Origin of the sequence: Rubrilithobacter danxiaensis (genome assembly GCF_047272945.1) — a bacterium.
In the GTDB taxonomy this organism is placed as follows: domain Bacteria; phylum Bacteroidota; class Bacteroidia; order Sphingobacteriales; family Sphingobacteriaceae; genus Rubrolithibacter; species Rubrolithibacter danxiaensis.
In genome coordinates this window covers 28,866-45,703 of sequence record NZ_JBKOPS010000008.1, presented here as the reverse complement: position 1 = coordinate 45,703, position 16,838 = coordinate 28,866, and the positions used below count along the sequence as shown (strand labels likewise).

16 protein-coding genes are annotated in these 16,838 nt (G+C 39.1%); 6 read left to right on the top strand and 10 right to left on the bottom strand.

Annotated features, from left to right (window positions below; translation table 11 throughout):
- Positions 1–26: 26 nt before the first annotated feature.
- The 4 genes from ACLCDL_RS11800 (at position 27) to ACLCDL_RS11785 (ending at position 5,448) form a co-directional block, all read left to right on the top strand.
- Positions 27–923, top strand: coding sequence for a LysR substrate-binding domain-containing protein (locus tag ACLCDL_RS11800; protein ID WP_423148505.1), 897 nt, complete (start codon positions 27–29; stop codon positions 921–923).
- Between the two features lie 142 nt (positions 924–1,065).
- The gene (dacB, locus tag ACLCDL_RS11795; RefSeq protein WP_423148504.1) at positions 1,066–2,484 is read left to right on the top strand and encodes a D-alanyl-D-alanine carboxypeptidase/D-alanyl-D-alanine endopeptidase; all 1,419 of its coding nucleotides are present in this window, start codon (positions 1,066–1,068) and stop codon (positions 2,482–2,484) included.
- Positions 2,485–2,568: 84 nt separating this feature from the next.
- On the top strand, positions 2,569–3,312 hold the full coding sequence (gene fabG, locus ACLCDL_RS11790; protein ID WP_423148503.1) for a 3-oxoacyl-[acyl-carrier-protein] reductase: 744 nt from the start codon (positions 2,569–2,571) through the stop codon (positions 3,310–3,312).
- 36 nt (positions 3,313–3,348) lie between these two features.
- Positions 3,349–5,448: a hypothetical protein gene (locus ACLCDL_RS11785; protein WP_423148502.1), complete on the top strand. Its 2,100-nt coding sequence runs from the start codon at positions 3,349–3,351 to the stop codon at positions 5,446–5,448.
- Between the two features lie 5 nt (positions 5,449–5,453).
- Here ACLCDL_RS11785 and ACLCDL_RS11780 read toward each other — a convergent pair whose 3' ends face one another.
- From ACLCDL_RS11780 to carA, 5 genes are all read right to left on the bottom strand, one after another.
- On the bottom strand, positions 5,454–5,756 hold the full coding sequence (locus ACLCDL_RS11780) for an FtsB family cell division protein (protein WP_423148501.1): 303 nt from the start codon (positions 5,754–5,756) through the stop codon (positions 5,454–5,456).
- Positions 5,757–5,894: 138 nt separating this feature from the next.
- Positions 5,895–7,190, bottom strand: a complete 1,296-nt coding sequence (gene eno, locus ACLCDL_RS11775) for a phosphopyruvate hydratase (RefSeq protein WP_423148500.1) — start codon at positions 7,188–7,190, stop codon at positions 5,895–5,897.
- 120 nt (positions 7,191–7,310) lie between these two features.
- Positions 7,311–8,414 carry an ABC transporter permease gene (locus tag ACLCDL_RS11770; protein ID WP_423148499.1) on the bottom strand — a complete coding sequence of 368 codons (1,104 nt, stop codon included), beginning with the start codon at positions 8,412–8,414 and terminating at the stop codon, positions 7,311–7,313.
- 1 nt (position 8,415) lies between these two features.
- A complete protein-coding gene (locus ACLCDL_RS11765; RefSeq protein ID WP_423148498.1) occupies positions 8,416–9,177 on the bottom strand; it encodes an ABC transporter ATP-binding protein in 762 nt (253 codons plus the stop codon).
- A gap of 86 nt (positions 9,178–9,263) precedes the next feature.
- Positions 9,264–10,373, bottom strand: coding sequence for a glutamine-hydrolyzing carbamoyl-phosphate synthase small subunit (carA, locus tag ACLCDL_RS11760; RefSeq protein ID WP_423148497.1), 1,110 nt, complete (start codon positions 10,371–10,373; stop codon positions 9,264–9,266).
- A gap of 376 nt (positions 10,374–10,749) precedes the next feature.
- On the opposite strand from carA, the gene panB reads away from it, so the two are divergent.
- Positions 10,750–11,565: a 3-methyl-2-oxobutanoate hydroxymethyltransferase gene (gene panB / locus ACLCDL_RS11755; RefSeq protein ID WP_423148496.1), complete on the top strand. Its 816-nt coding sequence runs from the start codon at positions 10,750–10,752 to the stop codon at positions 11,563–11,565.
- An 82-nt stretch (positions 11,566–11,647) separates the two neighbouring features.
- Complete coding sequence (locus ACLCDL_RS11750) at positions 11,648–12,364, top strand: RluA family pseudouridine synthase (RefSeq protein ID WP_423148495.1); 717 nt, start codon at positions 11,648–11,650, stop codon at positions 12,362–12,364.
- Here ACLCDL_RS11750 and ACLCDL_RS11745 read toward each other — a convergent pair.
- The 5 genes from ACLCDL_RS11745 to ACLCDL_RS11725 form a co-directional block, all read right to left on the bottom strand.
- Positions 12,308–12,529: a hypothetical protein gene (locus tag ACLCDL_RS11745; protein ID WP_423148638.1), complete on the bottom strand. Its 222-nt coding sequence runs from the start codon at positions 12,527–12,529 to the stop codon at positions 12,308–12,310. The genes ACLCDL_RS11750 and ACLCDL_RS11745 overlap by 57 nt on opposite strands.
- Positions 12,530–12,555: 26 nt before the next feature.
- On the bottom strand, positions 12,556–12,726 hold the full coding sequence (locus ACLCDL_RS11740) for a hypothetical protein (protein ID WP_423148494.1): 171 nt from the start codon (positions 12,724–12,726) through the stop codon (positions 12,556–12,558).
- A gap of 114 nt (positions 12,727–12,840) precedes the next feature.
- Positions 12,841–14,307 carry a glycoside hydrolase family 30 protein gene (locus ACLCDL_RS11735; RefSeq protein ID WP_423148493.1) on the bottom strand — a complete coding sequence of 489 codons (1,467 nt, stop codon included), beginning with the start codon at positions 14,305–14,307 and terminating at the stop codon, positions 12,841–12,843.
- Between the two features lie 84 nt (positions 14,308–14,391).
- Positions 14,392–15,219: a PKD domain-containing protein gene (locus ACLCDL_RS11730; protein WP_423148492.1), complete on the bottom strand. Its 828-nt coding sequence runs from the start codon at positions 15,217–15,219 to the stop codon at positions 14,392–14,394.
- A gap of 114 nt (positions 15,220–15,333) precedes the next feature.
- Positions 15,334–16,818 (bottom strand): RagB/SusD family nutrient uptake outer membrane protein, encoded by a 1,485-nt coding sequence (locus ACLCDL_RS11725; RefSeq protein ID WP_423148491.1) that lies wholly within the window; start codon positions 16,816–16,818, stop codon positions 15,334–15,336.
- Positions 16,819–16,838: the final 20 nt, after the last annotated feature.

The following is a 16,838-nucleotide window of genomic DNA, read 5'->3' as shown; positions in this document are numbered from 1 at the left end:
TTATTGGTGCAAAATCATAATAAATAGTGTTATCTGTAAGTCACGAGGTTTTTTTTGAAGTCGCTTCTCACTTAAGCTTTTCTAAAGCAGCCCAGGTTTTATATATCAGTCAGCCTGCTATCAGCAAGCATATAAAGATGCTGGAAAGCATGTATAAATCATCTTTGTTTGAGCGTAAGGGAAACAGTATTCAGTTAACTCCAACAGGCGAAATTTTATTTAAACATTTGAAAGAAGCAAAACAGATTCAAAGGAATCTTGAATTCGATATAAGCACATTTCAAAAGGAAGCCAATGCAGTAGGAGCTTTACATCTTGGCTCGAGTACAATTATTACATTGTATATTCTGCCACAGATTTTGTCTGGATTTCATAAACAGTACCCCAATATTGATATTCAGGTTGTAAACCGGAATTCAGAAAGTATTCTGGATGCTTTGCTGGATCATCAGATCGACCTTGGAATAGTGGAGGTTGAAAAAAAACTTACATCCGTTACTTATCAGCATTTTACTTCTGATGAAATAATTCCTGTCTGCTCTGTAAATAGCCCTATTGCCAGGAAACCGGTTATTACGCTGGATGAACTTCTACGTTTACCTGTGGCTTTACGCGAACGCGGTTCTGGAACATTATCAGCATTAGCACGCGAACTGCAGAAAGAGAATATCCGTTTGTCGGACCTGAATGCCAAGGTAAAACTGCACGGAACAGAGGCTTTGAAAAACTTTGTCTTGGTTGATACCTGTATAGGTTTTTTATCTAAAAGATCTGTATTAAAGCAACTCGAATTAAAAGAACTGGTAGAATTAACTGTAGAAGGCCTGAATATTAAGCGTGAATTTTTCTTTATACGAAGGCATGGAACCGAAGATTTTGGATTGACAAAGCAATTCATCCGCTATGCGCTTAGCTCATTATAACTGTTGGTTATAGTTTATTTAAAAAAGTGATGACAAGGTTATACTGATTTCTATATATTTGTTAAACTCAAACTAAACCAATTATGACCTACAAAAGCGACATCAGAAATGTCGCTTTTTTTGTTTTAATACCTGAGTGTTTATGAAACGTACTATCTTCTTAATTCTTATTTTTTTTTATACTTCTTCAGTTTTTGCTCAATCTCTTAAAAACGATCTTCAGAAAACATGGCAGCAGTTTGAGGCCGATTCACAACTGCAGTATGCTTCGGCTTCTTTAACTGTTCTGGATGCTGAAAACGGTAATGTTATCTTTTCAAAAAATGAGAATACAGGTTTAGCTCCGGCTTCTACTCTTAAAACTGTCACAGCTGCAACGGCTTATTATCTTTTAGGTAAAGAGTATAAATGGGAAACTGTTTTGGGTTACAATGGAACGGTAAATGCCATAGGAGAATTAAAAGGCGACCTTATTCTCAAAGGTACAGGCGACCCCACCTTGGGGAGTCACCGATTTGAAAGAGCAACCAAGGAAACTCTGTTGAAAAGGTGGGTACAGGCAGTAAAGAAAGCAGGAATAAAAACAATTTCAGGTCGTGTGATTGCGGATGACGCCTTATTTGGTAGTCAGTCACTTCCGCAAGGATGGATATGGCAGGATATCGGAAATTATTATGGAGCTGGAAGTACTGCAGTAACCTGGGGCGAGAACCAGTTTGACTTAGTATTCAAACCCGGAAAGAAAGCAGGTGAACCGGTAACATTAGTCAGAACCGAACCTCAAATGCCTGATCTCGAAATTATTAATGAAGTATTAACTGGGGAAGCAGGAACTGGCGACCAAGTTTATGCTTTTTCAGCACCTTTTTCAACTGTTGTTTATTTAAGGGGAACATATGCAATTGATTTAAAAAAAGAGGTATCAGCTTCAGTACCTGATCCTGCAAAAGAAACTGCGTTGAGACTTGCAACCGCTTTAAAAAGCGCCGGGATTGACACCGATCCTGCCGATGCTGTTACCAATCGGATACTAAAAGCAAATGATAAGTCGCCAGCCAGGATATCAAAGTCAATTGATGTTTATACTTCCCCATCGTTTGATTCAGTTATTTACTGGCTGAATAAAAAGAGCATCAACCTGTATGCTGAAAATATTTTAAAAACACTTGCTGTTAAAGCAGGGGAAGATGGCACAACAATTAAAGGGACTGAGGTGGTAAAAGATTTCTGGAATAAAAAACTTGGAATTGATAAAAATTCAATGAACATTTTAGATGGAAGCGGCTTGTCGCCTGAAAACAGGATTACTACTTTAACAATGGCTAAAATTCTGCAATCCATTCAAAGCGAGGATTGGTTTGAGGGTTTTTATGAAAGCTTACCGCTTTATAATAATATGAAAATGAAGAGCGGAACCATTCACAACGGATTGGCTTATTGCGGGTATCAAACTTCTTCGTCAGGTAAGCGACTGGTGTTTTCCCTTATCGTAAATAATTACAACGGAAAAACAGCTCTTATGCGCCAAAAAATGTTCCGCTTGCTTGACGAACTGAAATAAGCTTCTGCGCTAAGGGATATTTTTTTAATTTTTCCTGCTGAAAGTCCTATTTTCACATTTTTATTTGAAAACTTTCAATCCATTATGAAATTACTTGAAGGAAAAACCGCACTGATTACGGGTGCATCAAAGGGTATAGGCAGAAAGATTGCTGAGAAATTTGTTGAGCATGGCGCTAACGTTGCTTTTACATATCTTTCTTCGGTAGAAAAAGGGCAGGCTTTGGAGCAGGAGTTGCAACAGGCCGGAACTAAAGTGAAAGGTTATCGTTCAGATGCATCAAAATTTGATGAGGCTGAGCAACTAATCGCTAATATAATTGCAGATTTTGGAAACCTGGATATTGTAGTAAATAATGCCGGAATTACCAAAGATGGTTTATTGATGCGAATGACAGAGGAACAATGGGACGAAGTGCTTGACGTGAATTTAAAATCAATTTTTAATGTTACAAAAGCAGCTTCAAAAATCATGATGAAAAATCGTAAAGGTGTTTTTGTTAACATGAGTTCTGTTGTTGGGGTTCAGGGAAACGCCGGACAGGGTAACTATGCAGCTTCAAAAGCCGGGATAATTGGTTTTTCCAAATCCATAGCGAAAGAATTAGGTTCACGTAACATTCGTACAAATGTTGTTGCTCCGGGATTTATTAAGACAGAGATGACCGAGGTGCTCGATCCGAAAGTTGTTGAGGGATGGGCCCAAAACATTCCTCTAAAAAGAGCCGGCGAAACAGAAGATGTAGCTAACGCCTGTGTTTTTCTTGCCTCTGATATGAGTGCTTATATAAACGGCCAGGTACTGCCCGTTTGCGGCGGAATGTTATAAGATCTGAGTACAGCTATTAGCTGTATTAAATAAAAAATGGCATATTTACGTTCTGTAGATATGCCGTTTTTGTTGAGTATTCTTTTATCAGTTAATACCATTTTTTGGATTCTTGCATGTTTGGCTTTTGGTGCAGGATTCGCCTGGTTATTATATCCCGGTCAGAAGAAAAAACGGTTATTACTTTTTATTTTACGTACCCTGCTTGTCGCTTCTGTTGCATTTCTGCTTGTAGGGCCGCTGTTTAGAATTACAAGCCGAAACCTGGAAAAACCTTTGATTATTCTTGCCCAGGATAACTCTTCATCGATAGGAACTTCTAAAAGCAGTAATTTTAATAATCAGCGATACGAAAGAGAATTCCGGGCCCTTGAGCAAGAGTTACTCAATAAGTATGAGGTAAAATCCTATAGTTTTAGTACGAATGTAAAAACAGGCTTAAATTTTAACTATAGCGGGAAGGCCACGAACATCTCTGAGTTTTTAAAGCATGTGTACGACCAGTATTCGGGAAGGAATATTGGAGCAGTGATTTTAGCTTCCGACGGCATTTACAACAAGGGCGGAAATCCGGAGGCGGAAGCTGCAAAAATTAAGTCGCCGATTTTTACAATTGCTCTGGGAGACACAGTTCCTAAAAAAGATGTTTTTATCAGCAATGTTAATTATAATAACATCGTTTACCAGGGCAATCAGTTTCAAATTGAAGTGAATGCAGAAGCTTACCAATGTAAAGGATTAAGCAGTACTTTAACTGTATCAGAAGAAGGGAAAACGGTTTCATCAAAGCAGGTAGAGATTACTTCCAATGATTTTCAGGTACGGGTTCCGGTAGTTTTAGCCGCTGGAAAAAAAGGAATAAGAAAATATACTGTCAGGCTTTCGCCGGTATCCAATGAGCTTTCAAAGCTGAACAACGAACAGCATTTTTTTATTGAAGTAATTGATGGAAAATTAAAAGTGCTTATAGCCGCAGCATCTCCTAATCCAGATATTACTGCAATTAAGCAAGCCATAGAAAACAATAAGAATTATGAGGTTAGAACTGTTTTACAACAGGAAATAAAGCCTGCTGATATTGCCGCTGCAGAAATATTAATCCTGCACCAGGTTCCTTCGGTTTTTTCTTCTTCATCTTTAGTTACGCAATCTATTGCAGCTAAACCAGTCTTTTTTATTTTAGGAACTCAAAGTGATCTGGCTGCCTTTTCTTCTGCTCAGAATGTTCTTAAAGTAAATCCGACAGGCGCTTTTACGGAAGTTCTTCCGGCCATAAAAACAGGATTTAATGCTTTTACTTTGTCTGCGAAAGCTGAAAATGTAATTCACGGCTTCCCTCCGTTATTGTCCCCTGTTGCTAATTACCAGCTTACGGCGCCTGCCCAGGTGTTACTAACTCAACGGGCAGGAAAATCATCTTCTGAAAAACCATTATTGCTGTTATCTGAAGATGTAAAAAAACGGATTGCTGTATTAGCAGGAGAAGGGTTCTGGCGCTGGCGGTTGGATGAGTTTGAGAAGAACCAGAATCACGAAGTTACAGACGAGATATTAAGTAAAATACTTCAGTACCTGGGTTCAAAAAATAATAAGCAAAAGTTTCGGGTGTATCCGGCAAAAACAACTTTTGATGAAAATGAGTCTGTGTTTTTTAACGCGGAACTGTATAATGATGCGTTTGAATTAATCAATTCTCCCGATGTGTCTTTAAATATAAAGAGTGAGAAAAATAAAAATTATACATTTCTCTTTTCCAAAACTGATAAAAGTTACGAACTGGATGCCGGATTTTTACCTGCAGGCGAATATACTTATACCGGTAATACTGCGCTTGGTAGTAAAAAATATACAGCTACAGGCAAATTTATTGTAATGCAGCAAACTTCCGAACTTCAGCAAACAACGGCAAATCATCAATTGCTATACTCGCTTGCACATGCTACTAACGGTAAAATGATTTATCCGGAGGATTTAAGTAAGCTTCCGGAGTTAATTAAAGAAAATGAATTGATAAAGACGATCTCGGTTGAAGAAAAAACTTATAAGGAACTTATTGAGCTGAAATTCCTGTTTTTTATTCTGATTGCTCTTTTAAGTCTTGAATGGTTTAGCAGGAAGAGGAACGGAGAAATATAATTAATTTAATCTTCCTCGGCTTTTTTAGGGATAATCACAAAAATATCTTCATTGTCTTTCTTCATGAGATATTTCTCTCGGGCAAATTTTTCTAACCTTTCCCTGTTGGTAGTCAGCTCTTCAAGATCTTTTTTTACCCGATCTGTTTCTTTGGTATAAAACTCTTTTTCTTCTTCAAGTTTGCTCACCTGAGATTTATATTCATACTGCGACATCAGATCATTTCTGTCAAAAAACAGCATCCAGACAACGAAGAAAGACGTTACCAGAAAATATTTATTGCTTAGTAAACTGAAGAAGCGGTTCATGCTGCAAACTTAAGTAAAATTCCTTCGTTAAAATTCTACAAAAAGATAGGAATTTTATTTGAGATAAAAATAAAATAAAAAACATCCAAAGTTACTAGCTTCGGATGTTTCATTTATAGCTTTCTACTCTCGGCTTTCTTACTTTTTAAGAAATTTAAAGCTTTTGCCGATGAACCGTGCAGAATCTCCTAACTCTTCTTCTATACGGATAAGCTGATTGTATTTTGCAATCCTGTCTGAGCGGGAAGCAGAGCCGGTTTTAATCTGTCCGCAATTTAATGCAACTGCTAAATCGGCAATGGTAGTATCTTCAGTTTCGCCAGAACGGTGAGACATTACGGAAGTATAGCCATTGGTTTGCGCTAACGATACGGCATTGATGGTTTCGGTTAAAGAACCAATCTGGTTTACTTTTACAAGAATAGAGTTACCGGTATTAGTATCAATACCTTGTTGCAGGCGTTTAACATTTGTAACAAACAGGTCATCACCAACCAACTGAACTTTAGACCCGATTTTCTCGGTTAATAATTTCCAGCCCTCCCAGTCGTCTTCTGCCATACCATCTTCAATCGAAATAACCGGATATTTTTGAGTTAACTGTGCAAGGTATTCTGCCTGCTCTGCACTTGTTCTTACAGCGCCTTTATCACCTTCGAATTTCGTATAGTCGTATTTTCCGTCTTTATAGAATTCAGAAGAAGCACAGTCAAATGCTAAATAGATATCTTCGCCTGGTTTGTATCCTGCTTTCTCAATAGCCTGTAAAATGGTTTCAACTGCGTCTTCTGTACCGGCAAATGTTGGAGCAAAACCTCCTTCATCACCAACTGCAGTAGAAAGGCCTCTGTCGTGTAAAATCTTTTTAAGATTATGGAACACTTCTGTACCCCAGCGTAAAGCTTCAGAGAAGGAAGGAGCGCCTGCTGGCATAATCATAAATTCCTGGAAAGCAATAGGAGCATCTGAGTGAGATCCACCGTTAACGATGTTCATCATCGGGATAGGAAGTGTATTTGCGTTAACACCGCCGATGTAACGGTAAAGAGGTTGACGGCTCTCCTGAGCTGCAGCTTTTGCAACCGCTAACGAAACACCTAAAATAGCGTTAGCCCCTAATTTTCCTTTGTTTTCCGTGCCATCCAGCTTAATCATTAAAGCATCAATTGTATTTTGTTCAAATACATCCAATCCTTTCAGTTCTTTAGCTATGATTTCATTTACATTTTTAACAGCATTTAAAACACCTTTTCCAAGGTAGGTAGCCTTGTCATTATCGCGTAGTTCAACAGCTTCGTGTACTCCGGTTGAGGCACCAGAAGGTACTGCTGCACGACCTAATATGCCGTTTTCTGTAATTACATCTACTTCAATTGTAGGATTGCCACGGGAATCAAGAATCTGGCGGGCATGTACATCTAAAATTAAGCTCATTTTATTATATTCTATTGTTCAAGGTTGTCTTAGTGTATTTATAACACTATGAGTGCTAACTCGTCAAAAATAAGGTTTTTAAACAGAAAGAAAAACTATTATCCCTTAATTTTTAGCATTTTACTCCTCCCATTTAAAAACTTTTACTGCCAAAGCGTAAATAGCAAAGCCCCACAGCAGCATAATGAATACTTGCTGTTTTACATCGATCAGGCTTGCCCCTTCAAAAGCTACCTTTCGCATGGCATCGTTCAGGTAAGTGAGCGGCAACGCTTTACTTACAGGCTGCAACCATGAGGGAAATGCTTCTATTGAGAAAAAGGTTCCTGATAAAAGAAACTGTGGCAGGGTAATAATATTGGCAATTGGAGGTATCGAACTTTCGTTTTTAGCAATTCCTGAAACAGTGAAACCAAATCCCATAAAAACAATTAAGCCGATAGCTGAAAGCACCAGCATGTCCATAACGGTGCGAATACCGTTTACCAGCGTAAATCCGAAAAGGAAGTGCCCTATAAGAATAATAATGAACGCTCCTATCAGTGAAAAGGCCAGGCGGCTTATTGCCTCACCTAAAACTATGCTCGAACGTTTAACCGGTGTAGCAAAAAAACGCTTAATTACCAGTGTTATTCGCAAGCTGAGAAAAACGAAGGCTGTTCCAAAAACACCGGAGCTTAATAAGGAGAATCCCAACTGGCCGGGGAGAATAAAATCAATCGTTTTATATTCCCTGCCATGTGTAGTTGTTTCTTTTAGTTCGGCAACAGGTGGCGGTCCTTGCCTGTAACGATCGTTAACCGAACTTAATATGTTAGTTAAAATAGATTTAAGAATATTGCCTTTATCTTTAGATGCCTCGCTGTATTGAACATTCACATAGTAGGCCGGAATTTTCTCAGGATTCTTATGGATATTAATGATCGCATCAATACGGCCTTTTACAAGATCTGCCGTCATTTCCTTCTGCGATTCGTGTACCAGATTAATTATCTGAATGTTTTTCAAGGCCTGATAAACAGCATTTGCAGAATCGTTTTGCGGAGCAACACCTACACTTAGTTTTATTCCCCCACCTCCGATAAAGCCGAAAACAACGATGAAGATCAGTGGAAATGCGAGGCTGAAAACAACAGCCGAAGGACTGCGAAGAATGGAGCGGAAACTGGCTTTTGCCATTGCCAGCGTTGCCCGGAAGTTGCTGTATGATTGGTTATTCTTCATCTTATTCTCTCCACTCTTTGCCTGTCAGGTTTATAAAAACGTCTTCCAGGTTTGCCTTTTTTACTTCCTTTTTGCGTTCAAAGCCCGAAGCTACCAGGGTATCTATAAACCTGTCTGGTGTATCTATTCCAACTATTCGTCCGCTATCAACAAATGCCACCCGGTCGCAAAGGACTTCTGCTTCGTCCATGTAATGAGTGGTAATCACTATGGTAGTTCCTGCCTGCCGGATTTGCTGGATCAAATCCCATAAATTTCTTCTTGCCTGCGGATCAAGGCCGGTAGTAGGCTCATCCAAAAAAATAATCTTTGGCTTATTGATAAGCGTGGTCGCGATAGAAAACCGTTGTTTTTGCCCTCCCGAAAGCGCCTTGTACCTCGCTTTTGCCTTATCAACCAATGCTACCTTTTCAAGTAACTCTAAAGGTTTAACATCAATTCCATATAGGCCCGAAAATAGTTCAATCAGTTCAGAAAGATTCAGGTTTGGGTAATATCCTGCAGCTTGTAACTGAACGCCAATTATCCTTTTTATCTGATTGGGATCTTTATCAATAGATAATCCATCAACTTCAATTTCACCCGAAGTTTTTTCACGCAAGGTTTCAATAATTTCGAGTGTTGTAGTTTTTCCTGCACCGTTCGGGCCCAGCAGGCCAAATATCTCTCCTTCAAAAACTTCAAAGCTGATATTGTTTACAGCTGTAAAATTGCCGTATTTTTTTACCAGGTTTTTTACTTTGATAATCGGTGCTTGAATCATAAGGTAAAAATCTGACTATTAATTTAAAAAGAGCAAATTTTTAGACAAAGGATTGATTTTATGGATGAATAAAAAAACCGGTAGAGTTAATCTCTGCCGGTTTTTATTAAATCAACAAACTGGTCGAAAAGATATCTGGAATCGTGTGGGCCGGGAGAAGACTCCGGATGGTATTGCACCGAGAATGCTTTTTTTCCTTTTACCCTGATCCCTTCAATAGAATCATCATTTAAATTAATATGTGTTATTTCTACTTTGTCTGAATTTCTTACGTCATCAGGCACAACACCAAAACCGTGGTTTTGAGAAGTAACCTCACAATGGTCGTTTATAATGTTCTTTACAGGATGATTTAAGCCGCGGTGCCCGTTGAACATTTTCATGGTGCGTATGTCGTTTGCCAGGGCAAGTAACTGGTGGCCAAGACAGATACCAAACATGGGTTTATCCGCGTTTAAAACTTTTTTTACAGTTTCTATGGCATATGGCATAGCGGCAGGATCGCCAGGGCCGTTGGAGATAAAATATCCATCAGGAGCCCATTGCTCCATTTCTTCAAATGTAGTGGTGGCCGGAAATACTTTAGCATACACATCCCGGTTGTCAAAGTTCCTTAAAATATTCTTCTTTACGCCTAAGTCCAGAACCGCTACCCGGTTTTTACTTGACTCGTCTCCGTAAAAATAAGGTTCCTTGGTAGAAACTTGTGATGAAAGCTCAAGGCCATCCATAGAAGGGACAAGTGCCAGTTTTTCTTTAAGTTCATCTATGTCCAGAATTTCAGAAGAAATAATAGCATTCATTGCTCCTTTATCCCGAATATGACGTACAAGTGAACGAGTATCCACGTCAGAAATTCCTACAATATTCTCTTCCTGGAAATAATCCTGAATTGATTTTTCGGATAATTTTCTACTGTAAGCAATGTTGAAATTCTTGCATACCAAACCGGCAATTTTAATATCTCCCGATTCAATTTCCTCATCATGTATCCCGTAATTACCGATGTGTGCATTGGTAGTCACCATGATTTGTCCGAAATAAGAAGGGTCTGTAAAAATTTCCTGATAGCCGGTCATTCCGGTATTGAAACAGATTTCGCCGGTTGTTGTACCAATTTTTCCTGCAGCTTTACCATGATAAACAGTTCCATCTTCAAGAAGCAATACAGCGGGTAATTTGGTGTAATTAGTCATTCCTCGAATTTATTTTGTTGTTGATTAAATATTCTAAAGATATTTTTTCCATGTATTCACTTACAAAAAGGCGAGCAGAAGACAGTTCTTTTTGCGCCTCTATAAATAGGTTTCTGCCTGCAAGAAATCTAGATAAGCTGAAAGGGAAAACAGGGAAAAAATCTGGGTAACCGGAAGAAAATCCGGGGGTTAAACATCTTTTACTGAAGCCAGTCACTTCAATTTTCACAGGGCACAAAAGTAAAGATTTTAATTCAGAAATCAGAAGTAAAAATTAAAAAGCATGCCAGAATATTGTTAGTGCTAAATACCATAGCGATAATATCGGGAGTAATCACAAATTTAACTCTACCTTTGTAACTCCAAAATTGCTTACATGTCTGTTAATAAAGAGATCAAACGTGTCACCACAAATACGCTTCAGTCTATGAAACAAAACGGTGAGAAAATAGCCATGCTTACTTCCTATGATTTTTCTACTGCAACCATTGTTGACGAAAGTGGCATTGATGTTATTTTGGTTGGAGATTCGGCTTCCAATGTAATGGCCGGCCACGAAACCACCTTGCCTATAACATTGGATCAAATGATCTATCATGCTTCGTCTGTAGTTAGGGCAGCAAAAAGGGCATTGGTTGTTGTTGATTTACCCTTCGGATCTTACCAGGGAAACTCAAAAGAGGCTTTAAATTCTGCAATCAGAATAATGAAAGAATCGGGTGCACACGCTGTAAAGCTGGAAGGCGGACTGGAAATAAAAGAATCAGTTGAAAGGATAGTAACCGCCGGAATTCCGGTAATGGGACATTTAGGGCTGACTCCGCAGTCAATCTATAAGTTTGGAACCTATACTGTAAGGGCAAAGGAAGAATCGGAAGCACAGAAATTAAAGGAAGATGTTTTAGTGCTTGAGGAAGCGGGATGTTTTTCTATAGTACTGGAAAAAATTCCCGCGATGCTGGCGCAGGATGTAACCGAAAGTTTGAAGATACCTACCATTGGAATTGGTGCCGGGAATGCGTGTGATGGGCAGGTTTTGGTAATTAATGATATGCTTGGCCTCACCAAAGGGTTTAAACCTCGTTTTTTACGGCAATATGTAGATTTATACGCCCAGATAAACCAGGCTGTAAAAGCATATATAAGTGATGTGAAAAGTTCCGATTTTCCTAATGAGAAGGAACAATATTAAATAAATAGAAGATTGATAATGTGCAGCGTACATCTTCAGGAGATTTACTCTGTTTAAGTTCGTTTGAAAATTTTAATCTTTAATGAATAAGCCGAAAGCGTATAATTCCATTGATATTTCTGATAAAGACGTTTTGTTTGAGGATAATCACCTGATTGCTGTTAATAAAAGAGCGGGCGATATTGTGCAGGTAGACGACACAGGTGATGAATCGCTGGATGAGAAAGTAAAAAAATATCTTGCAAAAAAATATAACAAACCCAATGGCGCTTTTCTGGGAGTTGTGCACCGCTTAGACAGGCCTGTAAGCGGAGTAATACTTTTCGCAAAGACGAGTAAAGCCTTGGATCGGGTAAACCTGATGTTTAAGAACCGCCAGATGAAGAAAACGTATTGGGCAGTGGTTCGGAAAAGGCCGGTTCCCGAGAGCGGTAACCTTGTTCACTGGCTGGTTAAAAATCCTCAAAAGAATGTTACCAAAGCTTATGATCAGGAAGTGACCGGCGGACTGCGATCTGAATTAAACTACCGGCTTTTAGGCGAACTTAACGGGTATTATCTGATAGAAGTGGATCCGATAACCGGACGACCACATCAAATCCGTGTTCAGCTTTCTACTTTAGGCTGCCCTATTGTGGGTGACAATAAATATGGATACCCGAGAGGAAGTTTGAAGAAAAGCATTTGCCTGCACGCCCGAAAGTTGAGGTTTATTCATCCGGTAAAGAAAGAGCCTGTAGAACTATTTGCACCGCTGCCTAAGGATGGATTTTGGGAAAAGTTTGAGGTTTTTGATTAGAAGATAGTTCTCGTATATTAATATTGTTTTTTCTTTTACTATTCGTCCTGCACGTGGCATTGTTTTTAAAAGTGCTGTTTTTCTAAATAGTTTTAATACAATTGAAGAAGCATAAGCATTTGAATAGCTGCTGCTATATTCTGCTATACTGGTTAAATCATCTATTGCTCGTTCCGCCTATATTATTTTAACTATTTTTCAAGTTTCTTTTCCGCTTCTTCGTCTGTATAAAATTGTCCAGACTGTACTTGCTGCTGTGCTTCTTCTATTTTTTGTAAAACCATTAATCTTTCAATTAAATCTTCTACAGAAAATTCTTCGGGCATATCCTTAATAGTCTCTATTAATTGAACCTTTCTCATGTTAATCTTTTTACAATATACCAATTTTAGTGTCGGTTTTGATATGTAACAAAAAAGTCCCGCCGTTTTCCGGCGAGACTTTGTGAGAAAGTATTTTGGTATTAATTTATTTTATTACCAGGTAAAAGTACCTACTGCTCCGGCTGGTAGAGAGGCCGAAACTATTTTGCCACCAAACTTAATGTTAAAGCTTTGAGATGCTGTTCCATTATTTACAGCAATCAATACTTTTTTTCCTTCCGGTGTTTTAAAAGCCACATTTTTCAGACTTCCTGCTTCGTTTGAATTGATACGAACAGAGCCGGGCTGTACAAACTTCGATGCGTGTGCAATGATGTAGTAAGCAGGATTACGTGTTATTCCCTGGCCTATTGTTAATGCTCCCAGGCAAGTGGTACATCCGCCTTTGTCGGTATGAGGCTGATAAGATGGATCAGCAGCCAGATTCCACTCCAATACATTGCGGCTCCAGTTACGGGTAGCACCAATAATTAATGTGCCCACGTGCCATTTCAGGTCTTCAGCAAAATTTCCGGGACCACCAATCCACTGCTCTGTAAAGTACACGTTTTTATCCGGGTGGGCATAATGTACCTGTGATAAAGCGCTGATATCTCCGGCATATAAATGAAAGGCAGAGCCATCCACATACTGTTTAGCTTCAGGATCATTTAAAATAGTGAGCGGATAATCAGGCCTGTCGGCATTATGATCGTACACAATAATTTTTGTGTTGATATTAGCGGCTTTAAAAGCAGGCCCCAGATTGTTTTTTATAAACGTTGCCTGGTCTGCTGCTTCCATGTACATACTCGGATTATTTCCCGGGTGCAAAGGCTCGTTCTGAATAGTGATGGCATCAATGGTAATGCCTTCAGCTTTCATTGCCTGGATATATTTCACAAAATATTGCGCATACACAGGGAAATATTCAGGTTTTAAACTGCCTCCTATAAAACTGTTGTTTGTTTTCATCCAGGTAGGGGCAGACCACGGAGAACCGAGAATCTTGATCTTTGGATTAATGGCAACAATTTTCTTTAATACCGGAATCAGATCTTCTTTTTCTCTTTCTATACTGAATTGAGCCAGTTTTGCATCGGATTGTCCGGCTGGCATATCGTCATAAGTGAAAGTCCCGGCACTTAAATCAGAAGCACCGATGCTAATTCTAAGATAGCTTACACCAATGGCTGCGCTGTCTGTAGAAAAAAGTTCTTTTAAAAGTGCATCTTTTTCTGCAGAAGCAAGACCGTTTATTAATGTTGCACTTCCGCCAGTCAAGGTATAGCCAAATCCATCAATGGTTTGAAAGCTTTGGGTTGTATCAACTTCAATAGTCGGATTGTTATTAGTTCCTGCCTTAAATACCAGGTTTATATTCTGTTTTTGAAGGAGGGCTGATTTATCTCCTTTGGTAAGCCAGAAAGTAACATCTGATTTAACAGGAGTAGTTGGAGGAGTAACCGGAACAGGATTGTACGTAACGCTGTCGTTTTTCTTTTTGCATCCTATTGCATTTAAGCTGAATAAAATAAGCAAGAGCGTGGTTGTTATTTTGTTTTTATGAACTGTCTTCATATTGCGAGTAAGATTATTATTGAAGAGTTACTTGACAATTTACATAAAGCGACCGGAATACCGGCCGCTATTTCTTGCTAACTATTATTCTACTTTTGAAAGCGTAACATTGTCTATGGCTATTCCGCCTGTGCCTAAATTTGCACCACCCGTTTTGATAACCAGGTAAACCGTGCCACTTTGTGAAAAGGTAATTTCACCGTTCTTGTCTTTATTGGACCCGGCACATCCTAATGTTGCAATGTTTCCGCTAAATGTAGAATTGCCGCAGCCAGCCCAGGTATTAAGGCCAAATACGGTTCCTCCATCAGAATAATCATTACCTTCAACAGGTGCAAAAGAACCAAAGTAAACCTCGAACCAGGTATCTGTTGCCCCGCTACCAGATACCAGCATAGAAAACTGGTATTTAGTATTTGCTTCAACCTGGATAGCCTGATAAATTCCTGCATGGCCGCCATTCCCTCCGCTTGCAATCATTTTGCCATCGTTTCTGGCCCAGGTAATGTTATTGTTTAAATTGATAGCAAACTTAGTCCACTTAGCTTCGTCTTCTGCAGTTTCAAATTTGCCACCTTGGATATAATTTACAGGCGCCGTAACTGTAATCTCCTGCGATTTTGCAAGTGTGGAACCGTCTCTTCCTGTTACAGTTAATGTAACAGTATAGTTTCCGCCATCGTCGTAAAAATGAGAGGGTGATTTTTCGGTAGAAACCGGACTTCCGTCTCCAAAGTCCCAGGAATAATAACGGACATTTTTTACATCAGGAGTAAAAGTTACGGCCAGTTTAGCTGCCTGCACAGTGAAATCTGCCATTGGGGGAGGAACCTTTTCATCCTTATCGCAACCTGTTATGACGATTGCTGCAACAGCAAGCACCATCAGTAGTGTTGAATATAACCTTTTCATGTTTTTATATTGAAATAACATCGTTGATGATTTATAAAATTATTTAACCAGGAACAGTTGGTGTCCAAGAAACTGCTGGCTATAGCTCGCTTAAGTTTTTCGGACACCTTTATTTTAATTATATCCCGGATTTTGAGTTAAATTTTTATTTCTGTTTAGCTCTTGTTGTGGCAATGGGAATAAAAGATCGGTTGCTGTTGCGTTGTAATCGGTTTTAGTATTTGTTCTTAAATCGATTTCGTTCAGATTATTCATTACCTGTACTGCTACGCCATAACGTTTAAGGTCTTCCCAACGATGCGCTTCCTGTGCAAGCTCAAGGCGGCGCTCATTTAGTATGGCGGCCCGCATTTGAGTTTTATCAGCGGCTGTAGTTCCCGGTAAACCTGCTCTGCTTCTTATTTCATCTAATACAGGTTTTACTTCTGAGATTGGCTTGTCTAACTCATTAAGAGCTTCAGCTTTTAATAAAATAATATCAGCCAGTCTGATTAAATACTGACGGTTGGAACTTCCTGCCCAGCTTGGAGCTGATCTCCATTTATAAGCAAAAGGAATTACAGAACCTACTTTATTTCCCCAATATTCATCAACCCATGGTGCGCTTTCAAACAAAAATGTAGCGTCTTTTCGTTCTACATCGCCTGCAGCATCAAATGCGTTAATTAAGTCGTGTGATGGTACCACAAATTTTCTCCAGGTATGACCTACTTTTGAAGGAGGCAGAAGAAGAGATGGGCCGAAGTTACCTTCAGTAACTCCGTCAAATTGTACTTCCATAATAGACTCAGCATTATTGTAATGAGTACCGTCCCATAACTGGTCAAAGTTCTGCAAAAGCTCATAGCCAGCAGGACTTGAAATAACTGCATTGCAATACTCTAACACTTTGTTATAATCCTTAGCTGGTCTTTGAGCGAATGCTTTGGCTAACATGGCATTTGCAGCACCTTTTGTTGCTCTTGCCTTAGATTCGGCAGAGCCACCGGGATAAGTATCAGGTAATCGATCACGTGCAAATAAAAGATCGGTTACAATCTGATTATAAACTTCTTCTTCAGTAGAGCGGGGGATATTAGTTGCACTTGGCTCTGTTGATGAAACCGGTGCAGTGATTAATGGAACTCCTCCAAATAAATTTACCAGCTGATAGTAATGGTAAGCACGTAAAAATGCTGCTTCGCCCAGAATCTGTTCTCTTCTTGCGTCCAGATTAGGATCTTTTATTGCAGGAACTTTCTCTAATACCAGATTTGCTTTTGCTATTGCATTATAAAGCTGTGTCCAGTTAGCAAATAACCTTCCATTAGTAGGACTGATATCCAATTTATCAATAGCAATGATATCTGCATTATCACCACCGGCATAATAGTTATCCGAAATTACATCGCTGGCAATAACATTGTCCCAGATATAATACTCCTGTGAAAAAGAATCATAAACCCCTACTAATGCAGCCTCTGCATCTGATGCTGTATTATAGGCATTACTTGCTGTTGTTGTTGAAATTGGGGTCAACTCTACAAAGTCTTTACAAGCCGGCATGCTTAACAGTAAAGTAGCGGCCAATGTATATGGTGTTATATATTTTAGTTTCATAATTATAATATTGAATATGC